Annotated in this window: 20 protein-coding genes and 3 tRNA genes; 5 read left to right on the forward strand and 18 right to left on the reverse strand. The window is 62.6% G+C overall.

The genetic code is table 11. The features are described 5' to 3' along the window. Positions 1-55: 55 nt before the first annotated feature. Together EET67_RS07010 and EET67_RS07015 are read right to left on the reverse strand one after the other, a co-directional pair. Positions 56-1,039, reverse strand: a complete 984-nt coding sequence (locus EET67_RS07010; protein ID WP_128625505.1) for a hypothetical protein — start codon at positions 1,037-1,039, stop codon at positions 56-58. Between the two features lie 81 nt (positions 1,040-1,120). Continuing rightward, positions 1,121-1,196 (reverse strand) — tRNA-Ile (locus EET67_RS07015). A 129-nt stretch (positions 1,197-1,325) separates the two neighbouring features. Here EET67_RS07015 and EET67_RS07020 point away from each other — a divergent pair. Next, positions 1,326-2,042, forward strand: a complete 717-nt coding sequence (locus tag EET67_RS07020; protein ID WP_128625506.1) for an SIMPL domain-containing protein — start codon at positions 1,326-1,328, stop codon at positions 2,040-2,042. Between the two features lie 75 nt (positions 2,043-2,117). Here EET67_RS07020 and EET67_RS07025 read toward each other — a convergent pair whose 3' ends face one another. The 4 genes from EET67_RS07025 to EET67_RS07040 form a co-directional block, all read right to left on the reverse strand. Next, the gene (locus tag EET67_RS07025; protein WP_128625507.1) at positions 2,118-3,641 is read right to left on the reverse strand and encodes a DHA2 family efflux MFS transporter permease subunit; all 1,524 of its coding nucleotides are present in this window, start codon (positions 3,639-3,641) and stop codon (positions 2,118-2,120) included. A 25-nt stretch (positions 3,642-3,666) separates the two neighbouring features. After that, positions 3,667-4,806 carry an HlyD family secretion protein gene (locus tag EET67_RS07030; RefSeq protein ID WP_128625508.1) on the reverse strand — a complete coding sequence of 380 codons (1,140 nt, stop codon included), beginning with the start codon at positions 4,804-4,806 and terminating at the stop codon, positions 3,667-3,669. Continuing rightward, a complete protein-coding gene (locus EET67_RS07035; protein WP_425359513.1) occupies positions 4,803-5,285 on the reverse strand; it encodes a MarR family winged helix-turn-helix transcriptional regulator in 483 nt (160 codons plus the stop codon). The genes EET67_RS07030 and EET67_RS07035 overlap by 4 nt, the downstream gene beginning before the upstream one ends. A 151-nt stretch (positions 5,286-5,436) precedes the next feature. Then, on the reverse strand, positions 5,437-5,775 hold the full coding sequence (locus EET67_RS07040; RefSeq protein ID WP_128625509.1) for a hypothetical protein: 339 nt from the start codon (positions 5,773-5,775) through the stop codon (positions 5,437-5,439). A gap of 377 nt (positions 5,776-6,152) precedes the next feature. On the opposite strand from EET67_RS07040, the gene groES reads away from it, so the two are divergent. After that, the gene (groES, locus tag EET67_RS07045) at positions 6,153-6,449 is read left to right on the forward strand and encodes a co-chaperone GroES (protein ID WP_080919418.1); all 297 of its coding nucleotides are present in this window, start codon (positions 6,153-6,155) and stop codon (positions 6,447-6,449) included. A gap of 132 nt (positions 6,450-6,581) precedes the next feature. After that, the gene (gene groL / locus EET67_RS07050; protein WP_128625510.1) at positions 6,582-8,231 is read left to right on the forward strand and encodes a chaperonin GroEL; all 1,650 of its coding nucleotides are present in this window, start codon (positions 6,582-6,584) and stop codon (positions 8,229-8,231) included. Between the two features lie 183 nt (positions 8,232-8,414). Here the strand turns inward: groL and EET67_RS07055 are convergent, their stop codons facing one another. From EET67_RS07055 to EET67_RS07085, 7 genes are all read right to left on the reverse strand, one after another. After that, a complete protein-coding gene (locus tag EET67_RS07055) occupies positions 8,415-9,704 on the reverse strand; it encodes an OmpP1/FadL family transporter (RefSeq protein ID WP_128625511.1) in 1,290 nt (429 codons plus the stop codon). A gap of 405 nt (positions 9,705-10,109) precedes the next feature. Then, a complete protein-coding gene (locus tag EET67_RS07060) occupies positions 10,110-12,893 on the reverse strand; it encodes a valine--tRNA ligase (protein ID WP_128625512.1) in 2,784 nt (927 codons plus the stop codon). A 220-nt stretch (positions 12,894-13,113) separates the two neighbouring features. Next, complete coding sequence (locus EET67_RS07065; protein WP_128625513.1) at positions 13,114-13,902, reverse strand: PopZ family protein; 789 nt, start codon at positions 13,900-13,902, stop codon at positions 13,114-13,116. Between the two features lie 394 nt (positions 13,903-14,296). Then, positions 14,297-15,676, reverse strand: a complete 1,380-nt coding sequence (locus tag EET67_RS07070) for a TolC family outer membrane protein (protein WP_128625514.1) — start codon at positions 15,674-15,676, stop codon at positions 14,297-14,299. A 159-nt stretch (positions 15,677-15,835) separates the two neighbouring features. After that, on the reverse strand, positions 15,836-16,510 hold the full coding sequence (locus EET67_RS07075) for a protein-L-isoaspartate O-methyltransferase family protein (RefSeq protein WP_128625523.1): 675 nt from the start codon (positions 16,508-16,510) through the stop codon (positions 15,836-15,838). A gap of 99 nt (positions 16,511-16,609) precedes the next feature. After that, positions 16,610-16,683: transfer RNA gene (locus EET67_RS07080), tRNA-Cys, on the reverse strand. A gap of 120 nt (positions 16,684-16,803) precedes the next feature. Next, positions 16,804-17,076, reverse strand: coding sequence for a hypothetical protein (locus EET67_RS07085; protein ID WP_128625515.1), 273 nt, complete (start codon positions 17,074-17,076; stop codon positions 16,804-16,806). Between the two features lie 194 nt (positions 17,077-17,270). Here EET67_RS07085 and EET67_RS07090 point away from each other — a divergent pair. Further along, positions 17,271-17,345 (forward strand) — tRNA-Asn (locus tag EET67_RS07090). A 222-nt stretch (positions 17,346-17,567) separates the two neighbouring features. Here EET67_RS07090 and EET67_RS07095 read toward each other — a convergent pair. Further along, entirely contained in the window at positions 17,568-17,786 is a 219-nt protein-coding gene (locus EET67_RS07095; protein ID WP_128625516.1) for a hypothetical protein, read from the reverse strand. A gap of 182 nt (positions 17,787-17,968) precedes the next feature. Continuing rightward, positions 17,969-18,292: a hypothetical protein gene (locus EET67_RS07100; RefSeq protein WP_128625517.1), complete on the reverse strand. Its 324-nt coding sequence runs from the start codon at positions 18,290-18,292 to the stop codon at positions 17,969-17,971. Positions 18,293-18,477: 185 nt separating this feature from the next. Here EET67_RS07100 and EET67_RS07105 point away from each other — a divergent pair, with 185 nt between their 5' ends. Further along, the gene (locus tag EET67_RS07105; protein WP_128625518.1) at positions 18,478-18,675 is read left to right on the forward strand and encodes a hypothetical protein; all 198 of its coding nucleotides are present in this window, start codon (positions 18,478-18,480) and stop codon (positions 18,673-18,675) included. A gap of 24 nt (positions 18,676-18,699) precedes the next feature. Here EET67_RS07105 and EET67_RS07110 read toward each other — a convergent pair whose 3' ends face one another. The 3 genes from EET67_RS07110 to EET67_RS07120 form a co-directional block, all read right to left on the reverse strand. After that, positions 18,700-18,966: a PepSY domain-containing protein gene (locus tag EET67_RS07110; protein WP_128625519.1), complete on the reverse strand. Its 267-nt coding sequence runs from the start codon at positions 18,964-18,966 to the stop codon at positions 18,700-18,702. A gap of 193 nt (positions 18,967-19,159) precedes the next feature. Beyond that, the gene (locus EET67_RS07115; RefSeq protein ID WP_128625520.1) at positions 19,160-19,873 is read right to left on the reverse strand and encodes an RlmE family RNA methyltransferase; all 714 of its coding nucleotides are present in this window, start codon (positions 19,871-19,873) and stop codon (positions 19,160-19,162) included. Positions 19,874-19,877: 4 nt separating this feature from the next. Next, complete coding sequence (locus EET67_RS07120; protein ID WP_245450771.1) at positions 19,878-21,248, reverse strand: Ppx/GppA phosphatase family protein; 1,371 nt, start codon at positions 21,246-21,248, stop codon at positions 19,878-19,880. Positions 21,249-21,500: the final 252 nt, after the last annotated feature.

Consider the following 21,500-nt stretch of genomic DNA (forward strand, 5'->3'; position numbering starts at 1 on the left):
GCTGTGCAACCCCGACCAGCTTCGCCTGATCGGGCGCTCACCGCCGTGCCCTTCATCAACCCAAGCAGGGGGTCCCTTTTACGCGAAAATACGGGGTCCCGATTCCATGGTCATTGACAACAATGCTGCCGACGGCCGATGTCGAAAGCGTTGGAATCGGCTTTTTGAGCTCGGCGTTCGCCTTCGCCATTTCCAGAATGGAGAGCCCCCTGAACTGCGGGTATTTCCTGCGGTTCTTCGGGCATTTCGCCATGGCGTTGGCGAACTCCTGCATGTGCAGGGGCAGATAGTAGCGCAGGGGTTCGTCGCCGATTACGTCGATGAAGGCCGCAAGGGCGTGCTCCAGCCGCTCTTGGTAGCGGTCATCCCCCTTGACGCTCTCGCCCTTGGCTTCCTTTCGAAGGTCCAAAATGACCTTTCCGGCTACGCTCAAGAGCGTGTCGGCGGTTATCTCGCGCTTGTCGCGGCGCTCTCCCTCGGTAACGGGATGGACGGGAGCCGGCACCGTCACAGGAGCAGCCGGCACAGCAGGGCGTTCGATCGCGGCGACCGTGGCGAGGGCATGCGCATAAGCAGCGCGTTCTGCCGTGAGTGCGGCGGCGTCGGTTTCGAGAGCCAGCCCGACGGCTTCCAGCCGGCCCCGCACGGAAGCCATGGCCTGCTTCCGGCCCGTCGCCCGCGCTTCCATCTGGCGGAAGTGGCTGACAAACTCGGGGTCCGCAGACGGGCCGTGATCTGCTTCCTCGTCCGCGAAGCTACGCGCGCCGAGAGCACCCAGCCCAGCCGAAAACTCGGCTTCCCGGATCGTCCCAAGCTCTTCCGCCAGTGCTTTAAGGCTGCGTGTCAGTGTCTCTCGGTCCATGCCCGCGTCCAATCCCTCAATAGCTGCTACGGCGAGGGCAATCGCCTGCCGCTGCGCTTCCCGCTTTTTCAACGCTCCTAGCCATATCCGGAGAGGAGTTGCCCCAAGGTTTACGGCTTGGCTCGCCGGGATTCGCATCTGGAAGAAAAAGCCTGAGTCCTTGCGCCAGAGATACATCGCCCGCTCCAGGTGTACATTTAGGTGTACGTTCCTGGAACTTCAGGCGAATTACGTAAGCAAAATCAATGACTTAGACAATGGTGGGCCCGGAGGGACTCGAACCCCCAACCAAGCGGTTATGAGCCGCCGGCTCTGACCATTGAGCTACAGGCCCCACTGCCGGCTGGATAGTTGCTTTTTCCGGCGCGCACAAGGCTTTCGCGGCAAACAGTGTGCTTCCGCCGCAATCAGCCCATAATCGCGACATACCGACTCGGCGAAGGGCAACATACGAGGAGCTTTCATGACCAGATCCTATCTCCCGCTGGCATTGGCGGCAGCCTTTGCGTTTCCGGCACTGGCCGCTAGCGCCGCCGAGCCGCTGCCGCCGCGCATCGTCGTGACCGGCGAAGGCGAAAAAGCCGTCGCGCCCGACATGGCGCTGCTTTCTCTCAGCGTCATGCGCGAGGCAAAGACCGCACGCGAGGCGCTGAGCGCCAATAATGATGCGATGGCCGCCGTGATCGCGGCGATGAAGGCGGTCGGCATCGAGGATCGGGATTTGCAGACCGCCGGCATCCAGATCACGCCGCGCTACGACTATACCCAGAAGCCCGATGGAACGCAGGAAGGCAAGCTCGTCGCCTACCAGGTCACCAATATGCTGTCGGTGCGCATTCGCGACCTCGACAAGGCCGGCGAGATTCTCGACAAATCCGTCTCGCTGGGCGTCAACCAGGGTGGCGGCATCTCCTTCACCAATGACGATCCCTCCGCCGCCTTGACCGAAGCGCGCAAGCTGGCCGTCAAGGATGCGGTGGAAAAAGCCCGGATTTTGGCTGAAGCCGCCGGCGTCGGCCTCGGCAAGGTCATCGAGATCAGCGACCAGAATTTCGCGCCGCGTCCGATGCCGATGATGGCGAAGGCCCGTTCCTTCGAGGCCGCCGACGCGGCCGTGCCGCTACAGGCGGGCGAAAACACCTACAGCGTGCAGGTCAACGTCACCTTCCAGATCAAGTAGCGTCAGGGCCGCCACCCACAGGGCGAAGATGACATGAAAGCGGCCCGGCGAGATATTCGCCGGGCCGCTTTCATGTCAGTCCATATGCGCTGCGGGTGCGCCGGCGGGCGCCAGTCGCGGCTTGCGCAGCAGTAGCGCCAGCGGGATCGCGCATAGCGTCACCAGCATCATCAGCTTGAAATCGTCAACATAGGAGATCATCAGCGCCTGGGCGTTGACCAGCCCGTCGAGCTGCGCCAGCGCGGCCGGATCGCCGGCCGCGGCTGCCGGCGAGGTCGCCAGCAGGTTCGGATTGAACGGCGTGATGGCGGCCGAAAGCTCGGCATGGTTGATCTGCGCGTTGCGTGTCAGCATCACGGTGACGACCGAAATGCCGATCGAGGAACCGATATTGCGCACCAGGCTGAACAGGCTGGTCGCGTCGGTGCGATAGCGCGCTTCCAGCGTCGCGAAGGCCACGGTCGACAGCGGCACGAACACCAGCCCCAGGCCAAGCCCCTGCACGACGCCCGAAGAGATGATCAGATAGCTGTCCATCTGCGGCGTGAAGCCGGCCATTGTGTAGAGCGACTGCGCCGTCAGCAGCAGTCCGGTGACGACGAGGAACCTGGCGTCGACCACGCGCACCAGCCGCCCGACGATAAGCATCGAGATCATCGTGCCGACACCGCGCGGCGCCATGACCAGGCCGGTGGTGATGGTCGGGTAGTTGAACAGATGCGTCAGCATCGGCGGCAGCAGCGCCAGGCTGGCGAGCAGGATCACGCCGATCACGAAGATGAAGACCAGCCCCGTCGCAAAATTGCGGTCGAGGAAGATCTTCGGGTCGATGAACGGGTCCTTTGCGGTCAGCAGATGGATGATGAACACCCAGAAACCGGTGATGGCGAGCCCAAGCTCGATCCAGATCTCCACCGACGCGAACCAGTCCACCTCACCGCCTCGGTCCAGCATCAGCTGCAACGCGCCGACGCCGAGGCTGAGCATGGCAAAGCCGAAGAAATCGAAGCCGCGCAGCCGCCTGGCGATGCTGGGCAGATAGGCCGCGCAGCCAAGCACGGCGATGATGCCGATCGGCAGGTTGATGAAGAACACCCAGCGCCAGTTGAAGCTTTCGGTCAGCCAGCCGCCAAGCGTGGGGCCGATGATCGGCCCCACCATGATGCCGGCGCCCCACAGCGCCATGGCCTGGCCGTGGCGCTCGCGCGGATTGATGTCGAGCAGGAAGGTCTGCGAGAGCGGCACTATGGCCGCGCCGAACACGCCCTGCAGCAGCCGGAACAGCACCATGCTTTCCAGGCTCCAGGAGATGCCGCACAGCATCGAGGCGGCCACGAAGCCGACTACCGATACGATGAAGAGCTCCTTGCGCCCGATGCGGTCGGCAAGCCAGCCCGTCACCGGGGTCATGATCGCCGCGGCAACGATATAGGAGGTCAGCACCCAGTTGATCGTATCGGCAGATGCGCCCAGGTCGCCGACCATGGAGGGCAGCGCCACATTGGCGATCGTCGTGTCGAGCACCTGCATGATCGTCGCCAGCATCACCGACAGGGTGATCAGCCCGCGATGCGGCACGTCGGTATGGGTCTGGTCCATGGTCGCGCCTTTCGCGCCCGCAACTCTACTCGGCCGCGTGCGCCGTTGGCAGCAGGCCCGACAAGCCGCGGCTGACGCCGGTGTCGACCGAAACGGTCGCGCTCATGCCCGTGCTCAGGGCAAGCGGCAGGGCTTCAGTGTCGATCTTCAGCCGCACCGGGATACGCTGCGTGACCTTGACCCAGTTGCCGGTGGCGTTCTGGGCCGGCAGCAGCGAAAATTCCGCGCCGGTTCCAGCCCCGATCGCCTCCACCGTCGCCTTCAGCGGGCGGCCGGGATAGGTGTCGAGCGTGATCTCGGCCTCCTGGCCGGGCTTCATATGAGTAAGCTGCGTTTCCTTGAAATTGGCCTCGACCCAGGTGTCGCCGGTTTCCACCAGGCTGAACAAAGGCGTGCCGGCGCCGACGAACTGGCCGATCTTGAAGGATGAGGCCTGCGAGACGACGCCGTCGGCCGGAGCATGCACGGTGGTGCGGGCAAGCTCATAGGCTGCCTTGTCGCGGGTCGCCAGCGCGGCCAGCACCGAAGGGTGCTTGTCGGTCTGGATTTCCGGGTCGCCGCCAAGCGCGGCCAATGCGCTCGCCACGCCCTGGACGGCAGCCGCATGTTCGTCCTCGGCCTTGGCGAGGTCGCGGCGCGCCTCGTCGAGCGAAGCCTTGGCGCTGATGCCGCGGTCGGCAAGTTCGGTGCTGCGCTCGAACTGCGCCTTCACATAGTCGATCTGGCTGACGGCAACGCGCTCCTGCGCCAGCGCCTGGCTGTAGGCGGCCCGCAACTGTTCGACATTGAGCCTTGCCGCAGCAAGCGCGGCGTCGGCCTGCGCGAGGGCGATGCGATAAGGCTCGGGATCGACCGAAAACAGGACGTCGCCTGCCTTGACCCGGGCATTGTCGGCGACGTCGACGGCAACGATGCGCCCGGCCGCTTCGGAAGCGATCGACACCTTGGCCTGGCGCAGATTGGCGTTTTCGGTTTCCTGGTAGCGGCCGCCCGTCACCCAGAAATACCCCCCGCCCACGACCAGCGCCAGCGGAACCGCCACCATGAGCGCCACGCGCCCCAGGCGACGCTTGCGTATCACCGGTGGGGCCTCCGCAACCGCCTGCAAGGCCTGCTGCGGCTCAACCGTCGTCACGTCTTCGCTGATTTTCGATACGGCATTCATCTTGCGGCACCCTTTTCATTATCGTGTTGGCACGACGCCTCGCCGTCCGAGAGATTGTGAACGATCGTCTTCAGGCCAAGCAGCACCGTCTGCCGCTGCTCCTGGCTGAGCCCGGCCAGAGCCTGTTCGAAAACCTCGCCCGCCACGCTCTTGATGGCCCCGAACGCTTGCCGGCTCTTGTCGGTCGGAAAGATCATCCGCACCCGGCGGTCGGCCGCGTCCTGCCTGCGCTCGACCCAGCCCCCCTCTTCCATGCGGTCGAGGAGCCGCGAGACGCTGATGGGCTCGATTTCGAGCAGTTCGGCCAATCGTGCCTGCGCCACGCCCTCGTCCTTCACCACGCGAACGAGCAGCCGCCATTGCGCCGCCGAAAGACCATAGGAACTGCCGAGCATCTCGAAGCGCTTGCGCATCATTCGCGCCGCGTCGTGGATGAGAAAGCCTAGCCGTTCGGTGCCGTCCAAATTCATGAGCGGCATATATTATAAGCGTGCTTACTATTCAAGCGCAGGTCCGGCCCGCTCTCATTTTTGTGATGCGCTGCACAATGCGTTCGGCACGGCGCATCGCAGCCGGCCGGACGGCCCAGCAGGCAAGAACGACGGACAGCGGTCGGAAGTTAGGGTTGGATCAGGGGGAAGGAAAAAGCTGTGGAGGCGATTTCTCAGGGGCTTTCTCGGTCAGGCTGATGCCTTCCTTGGAAGCCCGGGCGCGAACCGCGCCGACGGAACGATTGAAGCGGCGCGCAAGGGCGGTAACGCGGACATGCTGTTCCGCCAGGCGTCTCAAATCGTCGATCTCATCCTTGGTCCAGTATTTGTACCGGCCCTGTCGTCGGCCGGAGCCGCCGACCACCGGAGGCCGCACGAGGCCGCTGTCCTTTACCTGGGGCAACAGCTTCGCGACATGACTGGATTGGATTGATTTCTGGCTGCCATTGATGTCGGCTGGCTGGATAGCCATGTCCATCTCCTAAGCTCCGCACGCGGCTGAAGCCGCGGTTTGAGAACTCAGGCCGGATGAACTGCCTCCAGGAGGCCCACGTACTTCTGAGCCTAGTAGTTATGCTCCAGATGCTCGGAAATTTCAACCGCAGCAAGATCGAATGAGCCGGCCCGATGAATTATTCTTGCCGTCATACTATGCGTCCAGGTTTGGGTCGGGAGCAGGCTTGCCGGTTCGGTGGCGGCGGATTTCGCCGAACCCGGCCTCGTTCTTCTTGACTCTCGGACAAGGCGCGCCTATCTCATCGCCACGTTAGCACTCATCTATGGCGAGTGCTAACTACGGTCCGGGTCTCCGGACGGAGGAATAGGTTTCAACATCCGCACCAAGGGTTAAGTAAAATGGCAAAGTCGAAATTCCGGCCGCTGCATGACCGCGTGGTCGTTCGCCGCGTCGAATCCGAAGAGAAGACCGCCGGCGGGATCATCATCCCCGACACGGCCAAGGAAAAGCCGCAGGAAGGCGAGATCATCGCCGTCGGTTCCGGTGCGCGCGACGAGGCCGGCAAGCTGGTCCCGCTGGACGTGAAGGCTGGCGACCGCGTTCTGTTCGGCAAGTGGTCGGGCACCGAAGTGAAGCTCAATGGCGAAGACCTTCTGATCATGAAGGAATCCGACATCATGGGTATCATCGGCTAAAGCATGATCTCGAACCGGAGGTCAGCCTGGCAAAAAGGTGCAGACTTTTCGGACAAGATCATGCTCAAGCGACTGCCAACCCATCCGCACCATCAACTCGGAATTACGGGCTGAAAGCCCAGGAGCACAAAAATGGCTGCTAAAGACGTAAAATTCTCCCGTGACGCCCGCGAGCGTATGCTGCGCGGTGTCAACATCCTCGCCGATGCAGTGAAGGTCACGCTCGGTCCGAAGGGCCGCAACGTCGTCATCGACAAGTCGTTCGGCGCCCCGCGCATCACCAAGGACGGCGTTTCCGTCGCCAAGGAAATCGAGCTGGAAGACAAGTTCGAGAACATGGGCGCCCAGCTCGTTCGCGAAGTCGCTTCCAAGACCAACGACAAGGCCGGCGACGGCACGACCACCGCAACCGTTCTGGCCCAGGCCATCGTCCAGGAAGGCCATAAGGCCGTTGCCGCCGGCATGAACCCGATGGACCTGAAGCGCGGCATTGACCTCGCCGTCTCCGAAGTCGTGGCCGACCTCGTCAAGAAGGCCAAGAAGATCAAGACCTCCGAGGAAGTCGCCCAGGTTGGCACGATCTCCGCCAATGGCGAGACCGAGATCGGCGAGATGATCGCTCAGGCCATGCAGAAGGTCGGCAACGAAGGCGTCATCACCGTCGAGGAAGCCAAGACCGCCGATACCGAGCTGGAAGTCGTCGAAGGCATGCAGTTCGACCGCGGCTATCTCTCGCCTTACTTCGTCACCAACCCGGACAAGATGATTGCCGAGCTGGAAGATGCCTACATCCTCCTGCACGAAAAGAAGCTCTCCAACCTCCAGGCGATGCTGCCGGTCCTCGAGGCCGTCGTGCAGACCTCCAAGCCGCTGGTCATCATCTCCGAAGACGTCGAAGGCGAGGCCCTGGCCACGCTCGTCGTCAACAAGCTGCGTGGCGGCCTGAAGATCGCTGCCGTCAAGGCTCCGGGCTTCGGCGATCGCCGCAAGGCCATGCTGGAAGACATCGCCATCCTCACCGGCGGCCAGGTCATCTCCGAAGACCTCGGCATCAAGCTTGAGAATGTCGGCCTGAACATGCTTGGCCGCGCCAAGAAGGTGTCGATCTCCAAGGAGAACACCACCATCGTCGACGGCGCCGGCAAGAAGGCCGAGATCCAGGGCCGCGTTGCCCAGATCAAGCAGCAGATCGAGGAAACCACTTCCGACTACGACAAGGAGAAGCTGCAGGAACGTCTGGCAAAGCTCGCCGGCGGCGTTGCGGTCGTCCGCGTCGGTGGCTCGACCGAAGTGGAAGTCAAGGAGAAGAAGGACCGCGTCGACGACGCGCTCAACGCGACCCGCGCGGCCGTTGAGGAAGGCATCGTCCCCGGTGGCGGCGTCGCTCTCCTGCGCGCTGCTCACGCCATCAAGTCGGAAGGCGCCAATGCCGACCAGGCTGCAGGCATCAACATCGTGCGCCGCGCGCTGCAGGCTCCTGCCCGCCAGATCGCGACCAACGCCGGTGCGGAAGCCTCCATCATCGTCGGCAAGATCCTCGAGAACAAGAGCGCGACCTATGGCTACAACGCGGCCAAGGACGAGTACGGCGATCTGATCTCGCTCGGCATCGTCGACCCGGTCAAGGTCGTTCGCACCGCTCTGCAGGATGCTGCGTCGGTCGCCGGCCTGCTGGTCACCACCGAAGCCATGATCGCCGAAGCTCCGAAGAAGGAAGCTGCCGGCGGCATGCCGGGCGGTATGCCCGGTGGCATGGGTGGCATGGGCGGCATGGACTTCTAAGAAGCTCCATAAAGCACTGCAAAATAACGGAAACCCCGCTGGCTTCAGCGGGGTTTTTGTTGCCACGACATCGAAACAGTTGGTGTGTCTATCGCCGCATCAAACAAAAAGACCCCCGGCAAGCGGGGGTCTCGATCCGGAATATGCGGCCTGCGGCGGACGCTTCAGGCGGCAGGGATGGCGTTAAAACTTCACCCTTGCCGATGCCGACAGCGCGCCGACAAAATCATTGCCATAGTCATAGGTGATTTGGCTGTCGGTGGACGAACCACTGGTCAGGATACCGACCACACCGCCGAAGCGAAGTTCCACATTCTTGGTGGGCGTATAGGATGCGCCGGCCGAAAATGACCACGTGTCGCTCTGGGTGCCGACGGTCGTCGATGTGCCACGATCCCAGTTGATGCTCGCTGCACCGCTCCACTGATCGTTGAACTTGTGACCAAGGCCGCCCGAAATCGTCCAGCCATCGCGGTAAAGAAGCTCCAGCGAAGTCGCCTGGTTGGCCGCCGTGCAAGGCCCGGGCATGCCGACAACGCAGAACCTGACCGTCTGCAACTGGCTCCAGTCGACCCATTTGACCGAGCCGAATGCCAGCCAGTCCGGCGCGATGCCCGACTGGACCTTGAACTCAAGCGAGTCGGGCATCTTCTGGTTGCCCGAGACATTGATCACCTGGCCCAACAGCAGCCGCTGGGGGCTGTCTGCCGGCAACAAGGAGGTCGGGATGACGAAGCCGGGAACCTGGCGTAGGTCGAGCGTGCCAGTGATGTCGCCAAGATCGACCTCGGAGTTGTAGACCAGGCTGGCCCGGAAAGCGATTTCGGGGATTTCATAGGCCGCGCCGACGCGCCAGCCAATGCCATCACCTTCGAGATCCAACCGGCCGACACCGTTGCCGAACGCGTCGGTTCCACCGGCAAGGGTCGGAATCGGCGCGACGAGCCGCTCCTTGAAGCCGCCGACCTCCTGATGGAACACACCGCCGATGAAGCGGAATTGCCCCTTGCCGGCCTGCATCTTGTAGGAGCAGGTCCCCGCAAAATTATGGCTGTGGATCTTGGTTTCGATATTACTGTTGGCGCCCATCCAATCGGCGCCCGGATTGGAATGCGCCCCCCAGGGCTGCGAATAGTCGCCCATGCAGTCGACACTTTCGCCGAAGGCTGCCTTGAAGCCGATGCGCGGGATCGCATAGCTCTCCGAGTCGCGCACGGAGGTCGCGCCGGAGCCGAGACCGTTGGCGCCGATACCGTTGCTGGGATTGACGTCGACCACATTCTCCAGATCGCGCTGCGGCATCACATAGGTCACCGAAGCTTCGCTGGCGAAGCGAGCCGGGTCGAACAGAAGGTCGATATTGTACCCTCCCCGCTCCAGCCCCCCGGCATGGGCGGCGGGAACCATCATCGTGGCGGCGGCCAAGGACAGGCAACCGACGCCAAGAATCGATTTGAAAGCCGCATTATCCATAAAGAATCCCCTCTCGAATGGACGCGGCCATAGCTAGAGCGGTTCCGCGCTACCGGTGCAACCATCATGCGCAGGAATGCTTGTCCAAACCCTACCGCCTGTCGGGCAGGGCCGATCGGGCATCGTTCGAAAATGCGCAAACTCCGTCGAAACCGGAGTCGAAATGCACGATTTTCTTGAAGGGAAAAGTCCGAAACAGCCCGAAATCATCGACTTTCGGGCCGTTTTCAGCAAATGTCACATTGCGGCAACATTTGGCGGAAATTACATGGTCAAGGGCTAATATGCCCCGGCGCCATATGTCCTTGGACGTAAATAAGCATCTCGACCTCATCCGAAATCGGTAGGTGATTTGCCTATAAAGCAGCAGGCGCCCGGATAAATCCGGGCTGCCGTAAAATGCTCCTAGCCGGCCTCGCGGACCCGCGCGAGCGCCGCGTTCAAGCGCTCCTGCGCTTTCTGGTGCTCGGCAAGTTTCTCGCGCTCGGCTGCGACGATCTCGGCCGCAGCATTGGCCACGAACTTCTCGTTCGACAGCTTCTTGTGGATGCGCGCGACCTCTTCGGTCACCTTGGCCAGTTCCTTTTGCAGGCGGGCGGCCTCGGCGTCGAGATTGATCAGGCTGCCAAGCGGCAGGCAGGCGGTCGCCTCGCCGACAACGATCTGCGCCGAACCCTTCGGGGCTACCGTCGACTGGCTGATCTCGCCGACCCGCGCCAGCCGCTTGATCGCCGAATCGTGGCGCTGCAGCCGCTCTCGCGTCATCTCATTGGCACCGATGACGGCCAGCGGCGCAATGGCTGCCGGCGGCACATTCATTTCGGAGCGAACCGAGCGGATGCCCGAAACCAGCTCAATCAGCCAGTTGATCTCGTCGGCCGCAACCGCATCCTCGAAGGCAGGCTCGGGCCAGCGCGCATGGCAAAGCAGCGTCGGCCGCTCCTCGCCTTCGGCCACGGTATGGGTCCACAGCTCTTCCGTCATGAACGGCATCATCGGATGCAACAGCTTGTAGATCTCATCGAGCACATAGGCCATGCAGGCGCGGCTTTCGGCCTTGGCCGCCTCATCGGAGCCCATGAAGACCGGTTTCAGCAGTTCCACATACCAGTCGCAGAACAGGTTCCAGACGAAGCGATAGGCAGCACCCGCCGCGTCGTTGAAGCGGTAGGAGGTGATGCCATCGGTGATGTCGCGTGCCGCCCTGGTCAGTTCCGTCAGGATCCAGCGATTGACCGTCAGCTTCGCGTCCGACAGCCACAGGCTGTCATCGCGCTTCACCCCGTTCATTTCGGCAAAGCGCGTGGCGTTCCACAGCTTGGTGCCGAAATTGCGGTAGCCGGCGATTCGCGCCGGGTCGAGCTTAACGTCCCTGCCCTGCGCAGCCATGATGGCCAGCGTAAAGCGCAGCGCGTCCGCCCCATACTCGTCGATCAGTTCGAGCGGATCGATGACATTGCCCTTGGACTTCGACATCTTGGCGCCGTGCTTGTCGCGCACCAGCGCATGGACATAGACCGTGTGGAACGGCTCTTCGTCCATGAAGTGCAGGCCCATCATCATCATCCGGGCGACCCAGAAGAAAATGATGTCGAAGCCGGTCACCAGAACGTCGGTCTGGTAATAGGTGTGCAGTTCCGGCGTCTCGTCCGGCCAGCCAAGCGTCGAGAACGGCCACAGCGCGGATGAAAACCAGGTGTCGAGCACGTCCTCGTCGCGCGTCAGGATTTCGCCCGGCTTGAAATTCTCCAGCTTCTCCTCGACCCAGGCCTTCCAGGGGCCTTCATGGGCGAGATAATGCTGGATGGCGGATTCCAGCGCCTCCTCTTCGCTCTTTTCCACGAAGACCGCGCCGTCGGGCCCATACCAGGCCGGAATCTGGTGGCCCCACCAGAGCTGGCGCGAAATGCACCAGGGCTGGATGTTCTCCATCCAGTCGTAATAGGTCTTTTCCCAGTTCTTCGGCACGAAATTGGTGCGGCCCTCGCGCACCGAGGCGATAGCAGGCTTCGCCAGTTCCGCCGCATTGACATACCACTGGTCGGTCAGGAACGGCTCGATTGGCACGCCGCCGCGGTCGCCATGCGGCACCTGGTGGCGGTGCGGCTCGATCTTTTCGAGGAAACCGCCCTCCTCCATGATCTGGACCACAAGCCTGCGCGCCTCGAAGCGATCGAGGCCATGAAGCTGGGCCCAAAGGCCGCGCTGGATATCGGTTGGCGTCAGCCCTTCCAGGAAATCCTCGTTTTCCGTCAGGCTGATATTGGCCTCGACTGTCAATATGTTGATCGCCGGCAGCTTGTGCCGCTTGCCGACCTCGAAGTCGTTGAAGTCATGCGCCGGCGTGATCTTGACCGCGCCGGTGCCCTTCTCCGGGTCCGAATATTCATCGGCGACCACCGGGATCTTACGCCCGACGATCGGCAGCACGACGTTTCTGCCCACCAGATGCCGATAGCGCTCATCCTCGGGATGAACAGCGACAGCGGTGTCGCCCAGCATCGTCTCGGGCCTTGTGGTCGCAACCTTGATGAAGGTCGCCGGGTTTTCCGGATCGTAGGTCTCACCCTCCACCGGATAGCGGAAGTGCCAGAGATTGCCATTGACCTCGTGCTGCTCGACCTCGAGATCGGAAATCGCGGTCAAAAGCTTGGGGTCCCAGTTCACAAGGCGCTTGTCCTTGTAGATCAGCCCTTCCTTATAGAGGGCGACAAAGACCTCCAGCACGGCCTTCGACAGGCCTTCATCCATGGTGAAGCGTTCGCGCGACCAGTCGGCTGACGCACCGAGCCGCTTCAACTGGTTGAAGATGGCGCCGCCGGATTCGGCCTTCCACTCCCACACCTTGTCGACGAATTCCTCACGGGTCAGGTCGCGGCGATGGATCTTCTTTTCCATCAGCCTGCGCTCGACCACCATCTGGGTGGCGATGCCGGCATGGTCCATGCCGGGTTGCCACAGCACATTCTTGCCGCGCATGCGCTCGAAGCGCACGAGAATGTCCTGCAGCGTATTATTGAGCGCATGACCCATATGCAGCGAGCCGGTGACATTGGGTGGCGGGATCACGATGGTGAATGGCTCGGCCCCCTCCTCCGCGCCGGCGCCGGCGCGAAAGGCGTCTGCTTCCTCCCAGCGTTTCGCGATCTTCGGCTCGACCGCCTTGGCGTCATAGGTTTTCTCAAGCATGGGAAAGCGTCCGTATTTATCCGGAAATATGTATGCCCGGTGTAAATCGGAAGGCTTGCGGCAAGTCAACAGTGACCGGGGCCGCGCGCGCGATGCGGGCGACAGGGCGCCGCTTTATGAAACGGCTGACAGCAGGCGACGTGGGATGCGTGCTTTGCGTTGCACGGAATGAGCGGCGGCTGCGGCCCTTTCTCCCACAAAGGGAGAAGGTAAGATCGCGCTATCCGCCGCGGGCGACGCGCTCGATTTCCTCGCGTACGAGGCGCTCGACCAGCGTGGGCAGGTTGTTGTCGAGCCAATCCTGCAGCATCGGCCGCATCATCTGCTCGGCCATGTCGTCGAAGGTCTTGCGGCTGCGGGCGGCAAAGGCTTCCGATAATTCGCCGAAGGCGGCGGCGACCTGACGGCCGGCCTGTTCGGATATGATTGTCGGGCGCATGGCAGTGCCCGTATCGGCTTGCGCCGCGGCGGGCGTGGCCGGCTCGGCGGCAGGCACCGTCGCCTCGGTCGAAACATGCTTCAGCACCGGTTGAGCCTCGGCGTCGTAACCCGGCTCCGGCTTGTCCCATGCCTGTGTGGGGGCAATGGGCCCGGCAGCCCAATTCCGGTCCTCCGACGCCGCAGCGGCCGCCACCTCGATAGGCTGCGGCACGGCCGCCTCTTCCAAGGCTGCGGGCTCGGCCGCATCGTCTTGCGCAGCCGGCAGTTCCGGCGGGGTCTCGGCCGCAATCTGCGCCTGGACCTCGGCAAGCGTGATCGGCCTGGCTGGTGCGGGCCGGACAGGCTCCGGTTGCGGTGCAGCCGCTTCAGTGCGGGCCGCGCGCAATTCCGAACGGAAGGCGTCTACTTCGATCACCGCGCTTTCGGCCGTGTCGCTCTCAGCCTCGTCGTGCAGTTCGCCGTCATTGGCGCCCTTGCGAACGGTGTCGCTGTCTTCGATTATCCTGCGGATGGAAGCCAGAATCTCTTCCATCGAAGGTTCACGTTGCACGCTGCTTGCCTGTGCCATCGTCACATCTGCCGCCCTTGTGACCAAACCGAACCCATGACCTGAAACCAAAACCGATTCCCAGACTGGATTGCTCATCGATTCAAAACCGGTGCGCCTTATGCGCATCCCCACCGCGCGCATGACGCCTCAACGATTCCATCGGCTTATCCGAGAGAATTCGAATCACGGGGTAGCGTAGCGGACGGATGGGCATCCGAGAATCCCCAAACTCGGTGCACTTGCGATTTTAACAGCTTTAAGCTGGGGCTGGAGCATTTTGCGCCCAAGTCGGGTTACTCGGTGTCGCACAAATTACGGCGAAAACGATCAGACGCCGTAGCCGCACCAACAGGGCGCGAGGCCCTTGCTGCTTATCTTACGCTTATGGTGTGGGGAATGCCGACGAAGCCGCTCAACGACCGTCAGGCGTACGCAGGCCGTACCATTTGTCCTTCACGGCCTTGTAATGCTCTTCCGGCCTGTATTCGGCGACCTGAAGGCCGAGCCGGCGCGCCGAGAGCTGGCCCGTCGCCGACAAGATGGCATAGCTTGCGACCACCACCTCGCGCTCGGCATTGGCCAGGTTGATCTGCGCGTCGATGACGTCGCTCTGCGCGTTGAGCACGTCGAGCGTGGTGCGCTGGCCGACATTGCGCTCCTCGATGACACCGTTCAAGGCAAGCTGGGCTGCCGAGATCAGCGCGCGGTTGGCTTCGACGCTCTCGCGGGCGGCCACATATTGTGTCCAGGCCGAGGTGACGGCGGCGCGAACCTGGTCGCGCTGGACATCGACTTCGATGCGCGCCTGGCCAAGCGATTCCTTGGTCTGGCGAACCTGCGCGGAGGCGCGGCCGCCCTGATAGATCGGCACGGTCAGCGTTGCGCCGATCGAGGCGGCATCGGAAGTGCCATCGTTAAAGCTGCCGCCGCCGATCTCGCCGCCCTCGGTGTTGCGATAGCTACGAGATACGCCGGCCGAGGCCGAGAGCTGCGGGAGCAGCGCGCCTTCGGCCGACTTGACGGTGAAACCCGCCGCATCGACCAGATGCTGGGTGGCAATGATAGCCGGATGCCCAGCCGCAGCCTGCGCGATTGCCTGCTCCAGCCCCCCCGGCAGCAATTTCGCCAGCGGCGAGGCCCCGTTGAGCCTGCCCGGAGCGTCGCCGACTACCTGGCGGTAGATCGCCTCGCTTGACGAGGCCTGCGCACGCGCCGCACTCAATTCCGCCACCGCGGCCGAGCGGGCGGCATCGGCCTGCGCCACGTCGGTACGGGTGCCCTCGCCGACATCGAAGCGCGAGCGCGCCGCACGCGCCTGCTCGTTGAGGGCTTCCAGATTGCGCTCGCGCAAGATCACGACCTGCCGGTCGCGGATGACGTCCATATAGGCGCTGGCGGCGTTGAAGAGGATATTCTGCTCGGTGTTGCGAAGGCTCTCATTGGAAGCGAACACCCGTGATTCGGCCGCCGCGACATTGTTCCTGGTCTGGAAGCCGTCAAACAGCGTCTGCCGGATTTCGACGCCGAAATTGCCTGTGGTCAGCCTTGTGCCTTCCTGGGTGGTGTAATTGATGCTGGAGGAGCCCACGACGGTGGGACGATAGCCGGACTTGGCGATGGCCACGTCCTCATCCGTCACCCGCACACTAGCGCGGCTGGAATTCAGCGTCGAGTTGTTCTGATAGGCCTTCGCCAATGCGCCCAATATGGTCTCGGCTGACACTGTCGCGGTGGAAAGTGCTGTCGCCGAAAGCAAAGCTGCAGCGAAGATGCCTTTTCGTAGAATTGACACGGCTTGTCCCTCATTTGCTCCACCGAAACCGGAAGCCACGCCAGCCAATCGACCACGCTTCCGTCGGTCACGCACGCAAAACAACCCCGAAGACTCAAAGCGACGATGGTGCGGAGGCTAAACCATCACGATGCAGAGGTTGTCGCAAGAGTTTCCTGCTCAAAATTCGAATACAGGCGTGCGTTCGAATCCCGGCAGTGGCCGAATTGCCGCATTAAATGCACTACGGCTGGTGACAATACCAGCGGTCTTCAAGAAAAGCCGCGCAGTCCCGGCATTTCCCTGCCCCTCGACCGCGACAAGACGCCCGCCCTCCTTGAGCTGGTCGAAAAGTGCTGCCGGTATTGTTTCGACAGCCCCGCCGAGTAGAATCACATCATAGGGCGCTTCCGCCCCATAGCCCTCGTTCAGCACGCCCTGCACCACCGCGACATTGTCGTAGCCGAGCTCCGACAGCGTGGCACCGGCGGCCTCGGCCAATGCCGGATCGCTTTCAAGCGCCACCACCGAGCTTGCCAGCCGCGACAATATGGCCGCCGCATAACCGGTGCCGGCGCCGATATCGAGCACGAAGTCGGCAGGCGTGATCTGCGCAAGCTGCACCAGCTTGGCAAAGGGCGAAGGCTCCATCAGATAGCGTGCCGGCCTACCCTCGGCAGCAGCAGCGATCTGGATATCGTCGTCGATATAGGCAAGGTCACGAAGACCGGCGCCCACAAAGGCTTCGCGCGGTACCGACAGCATGGCGGCAAGCAGCGCCGCATCGGTCACGTCGGTGGTGCGGATCTGGCCATCGACCATCTTCACGCGCTGTTCGGAAAAATCCGTATCCATGCAAACCGGCCCGTTCCGGCGCCGCAAGGCGCATTCCCTTCCGGGCAGGATGCCCGGGCGAACAGCCATGCCGGTCATCCGAACCGACATTGCAGCGATTGGAGGCCTCGCCCGGAATCGAACCGGGGTGCAAGGATTTGCAGTCCTCTGCGTAACCACTCCGCCACGAGGCCTCGCCGCTGCCGGCGTTCTACGCCGCTTCAATAGGTGGCGGAAAATTTGCCGTCAAGCCGGCAACGCGCCTTCCATGCGTTTCATCTGCTGCCGACACCCTGGCTTGCACAGGGCAAAGCTCAGCGCGGGCGCTTCTGGCGCCAGCGTTCCCACCAGACGACACCGCGGCGGCGGTAGCGCCGGACCACCGCGAATTCATAAGACAGCACCAAAAGCCCGAGCGGAACCATCCAGAAGCCGAGAATCGGCAGGAAGCCGAGTAAGCCCAGAAACACCAGCCCCACGCCCATGGCCACCCGTAGCGCGCGCGACTGGGGCATGCGGATTTGCCTGCCGAAAACCGAGATCACCCGCGGCGGAGGCTGCCTGTCTTGCGTTTCGTTGTCCTGCATGGCTGGAGTTTGACCGTTTCGCCTGAAAATAAAAGCTTAGCGGAGCGCCGATTTACGTGAGCCCGAGTGCCTTCATATGAGCGTTTCCAACGCAATTGCGAGACAAGCGGCGAATAATGCGTAAAAATCCACAAACGCGCTTTGCAAAGCCGAAATTGGTTTGCTATAGGCAGCGCGTTCATCCGAGCCACTGTTCCCCGGTAGCTCAGCGGTAGAGCAACCGGCTGTTAACCGGTTGGTCGCTGGTTCGAATCCGGCCCGGGGAGCCATTTTCCAGAAATGCCTCGAATTCACTCGCTGCCACTTCGCACAGCGGCGGGCGCTTGGCTACGTTTCGACAGGCGCCAGGGGGCTTTTGACAACAAGCTCGTATTTCAAAAGGCAGAGTCACGCCATTGTCATCCGGTTGGGGTGGATGATTGCGGCTGCGATCGACTCAATCCGCGACGCGAGACAAGGCCAGGCGCGCGCAGTCGAAAGTGAGGGTTTGCTCAGCCGATCGGAAATCTACCTTCGATCACGTCCTGCCAGTCCTCCAGCGTATCGCGGAAATTCGGCAGTACCCGCTCGACCTCCGATGGGCCGAGATCGATGATCAGCCTATGCAGATTGTTGCCCGCGCGCGTCAATAGCGCGATTTTGGTCAAAGCCGCAGCCAGCTCGTCGCCGTGGCTGTAATCGGCCGCGTCAGTCGCACGGTTGGTATTCATCCTGTCGTAGTCCCCCCAAGAACGGGATAACAAAACCGGGTATTTCGACAGGATGCAATCATTTATTAGCGAGCGCTTGTGCATTTGCACAGTATTGCGCCAGACGTGCCGCCACCGCCTGCTGTTTTGCGCAGGCAACCGGCTACGCGAAAGCTTGGTCCCTCCGATCGTGAAAGAAAAACTCAACGCCCGCTTGGGCCGACGGCCGGCGGTTTGGGCAGCGTCTTGCCTGCTCCGGAGGCGACCCCAGGCAACCCCGCCATGCCGCGCCGCTTCAATCGACGGCCGGTCGAAAAGACCAGCATGATATCTCGCAATATGTCCTCAGGATCATCGCTGCCCATGTCGTAGAGCGACAGAACGCCCGCGGCCAGATCGTTGATTTCGTCGCGCGAAATCAGGCCGAGCCGCGAAACGGCGGTCTTGCAAACCTGATCGAGCATGGACAGTTCTTCCGGTGTGTATCCGCCCTGCCGCCGGGCCTGCGATCTGAGGAAAGTATGCATGATCTCCTCCACACCAAAGAAGGCACAATACCGCTTCCATTTGGTGATGGGCAATCAAATTTGACATATTGACCGGCACAAAAATCACCTGTTCGGGCATGTCCGGTGGGCCTTTCGCGCAATTTGATTAAAATGCGCCTGTGGATATTGAGAGGAGAGAAATCGGAGTAGGGCACTGTGCGGTCATGACCCAAAACGACCGCTACGAATGCATGTTGGAATCGACCGAAACCTGGACCGTGTGGGACACGGTCAATGAGGAGCCGGCTGTTTTTGCCGAACACATACTGGCCGGCCTGACCGAGAGCGAGGCCAAGGCCGCCTGCGACGTGATGAACGACGCCTGGCGGCGGCTGCACAAGAAGACGGACGCCGCCGCCTGACCCTCCGGCCGGGGTCTGCCAGCCCTATCTCGGCTCGCCCGTCGCCGGGTCGATCCGGATCTCCACCTTGGCCTTGTCGGTGGTGTAATAGGTCACCTCGTAATAGCCCTCCTCGTCCCAATCCACCTCGTCGATATAGCGGAACTGGTCGCGCTGCTCGATTCGGGCGATGATTTCGGAAAGCTTCATGGCGTTTTGCGGCGGCACCGGCGGTTGGGCCGTCTGCGCCTGGACCGAGCCGCACAGCAAAAGCACTGCCGCGACCGATCCGAAAGTTCTAAGGCCAAGCATGATCCCTCCTGGTTACTGGGCACGTCCTGACCTGCATCCATGAGGACATACAAAGGACGCGCCAACCCTTTGATCGAGCATCGGAACAATCGAAAACCGGCTTCCACCACCGGCCGACGCTCTGGTTGCAGCAGCAAAACGGCAAACAACCCGGGAGGTTCCGCCCGGCTTCTTTCGCGCGATGCGGGCAGGCTCACGCCTCTGCGTTGTCTTCCGCCCTGCCCTTGAAATCCTTGGCGAGCAGATAAAGCTCGGCCGATTCGTCGCGCGAGGCCGGCGGCTTGACGTGGTGGACGGAGCGGAAGTTCTGCTTCAGGCGGGTCAGCAGCTCAGCCTCAGTCCCGCCCTGGAAGGTCTTGGCCAAAAAATGCCCGCCGGGCTTCAGCACCGAAATGGCGAAATCCGCCGCGACCTCACACAGATGCATGGTGCGGATATGATCGGTGCGGCGATGCCCGGTGGTGGGTGCGGCCATGTCCGACAGCACGAGATCGGGCGCCCCACCCAGCGCTTCGGCAAGCCGGTCCGGTGCGTCATCGTCAAGGAAATCCATCAACAGTACCGGAGCGCCGGGCACCGGGTCCATTTCCAGATAGTCGATGCCGATGACCTGCGGATCGGCTTCCGTCGATCCGGTGCGGGCGGCGGCCACCTGGCACCAGCCACCGGGGGCGGCCCCCAGGTCGATGACCCGCATTCCCGGCTTGAGCAGGTGATAGCGCTCGTCGATCTCGATCAGCTTGTAGGCGGCGCGCGAACGATAGCCATCGGCCTTGGAACGCTGGACATAGGGATCGTTCATGTGGCGCTCGAGCCAACGGCGCGAGGATTCCTTCAGCCCGCTCTTTTTCTTGATTCGGGTCTTCAGCACGCGGGCGCCGGCCGGTTTTGCAGGTTTCTTCGCCATAGTCCTAACTGTTGCGCCAGTTGCGGCGCCACACGCCGGCATCCGCCATCAATTCGCTTAATATGCCTTCGCGCAAGCCCCGATCGGCCACGCGCAGCCGGTCTGACGGCCAGACCCGGCGGATTGCCTCCAGGATCGCGCACCCGGCCAGCACCAGGTCGGCGCGGTCGGCGCCGATGCAGGCATTGGCCACCCGCGCCTTGAAATCCCAGCCGAGCAGTTTTTCGATCATCAGATCGACATTGTCATTATCCATCCACAACCCGTCGACGCGTCGCCGGTCGTAGCGCTCCAGCCCGAGATGGACGCCCGCCAGCGTGGTCACCGTGCCCGACGTGCCGATGAGATGGAAGCGCGCCCCCGCCACCAGGTGATCGATGCGCCCGCGCCCTTCGAAGGCCTCCAGCATCGTCATCACATGGCCGACCATGGCTGCAAAGCTTTCGCGTGTCACATGGCGGCCGCCGAATTTTTCCGAAAGCGAAACCACGCCGACCGGCAGCGAGGTCCAGGACACGATATGGTTGGCCAGGCGCGGCGAGCGCGACTGCGACAGGTCGATCAGCGCGATTTCCGACGAGCCGCCGCCTATGTCGAACAGAACCACGCCATCCGTGCCTCTTTCGATGAGCGAACCGCAACCGGAAACGGCAAGCCGCGCCTCCGTCTGCCGATCGATGATCTCCAGCTTCAGTCCGGCTTCGGTCTCGACCCGGTCAAGAAACTCCGCCCCGTTCTCGGCGGAGCGGCAGGCCTCGGTGGCGATCAGCCGGGCCCGGCTGATCGAGCGGCTGCGCAACTTTTCGCTGCAGATCTTCAAGGCCTCGACGGCCCGGTCCATGGCCGGCTGGCCAAGGCGGCCGCTGGACGACAACCCTTCGCCCAGGCGCACGATGCGCGAAAATGCGTCGATGACCCGAAACTGCCCCGGACGCCCCGGCACCGCCACCAGCAGGCGGCAATTGTTCGTGCCGAGATCGAGCGCGGCAAAGGCCGGCAGAATGCCAGTGTCGGCCCGACGGGGCGCGCCCGGCGAAGGGGAAGGCGATGCGGGCCGTGCCACCTCGGCCGGCCTTGCGGCCACCGCGCCCATGGCCCTGCCGCAAGGTGTCTCGCGGCCGGGTGCTGCCAATGCGCCCTTGGCGGCAGCGCCGTCCTTGGCAAAGACCTTGCGGCCGCGCTTGCGCTTGCGGCGCTTCTTGCCCGTGCTTGTTTGCGGCGGCGCGTATGCCTTGTCCTGTCCACTTCCGGAGCGGGACCCCGACAACCGGTGGGACCGGTTGGCCGGCTGGCTTCCAGGCGCACCCGAGGATGCCTGGAAGGTTTTCGACACGCCCGCCCCCGGCGCCACTGCGCCAGTTTCGCGGTCTTCCACCTGTGATGTCCTTCTTGCGCCGCGCGAACCGGATAAGGACGCCGCACACGCTTTGTTTTCAAGTTGCCCGCAGGATAACAGCGCAGCCGCTCTTCACCAAGAGCCCGCCCGGCGAAAATTTCCGGAGGCTACCGCTGCAGTCGCTGAACCGCAGCCGCGATGAAGATCATCGCCCCCGATTCGACAAGTTGGAAGGCAAAGCTTTCTTGGCGGTTGAACAGCCGCCTTCGATAAGGCATTGCTGAAACATGG

The sequence above is a fragment of the Borborobacter arsenicus genome, assembly GCF_003934165.1.
Classification (GTDB): domain Bacteria; phylum Pseudomonadota; class Alphaproteobacteria; order Rhizobiales; family Rhizobiaceae; genus Pseudaminobacter; species Pseudaminobacter arsenicus.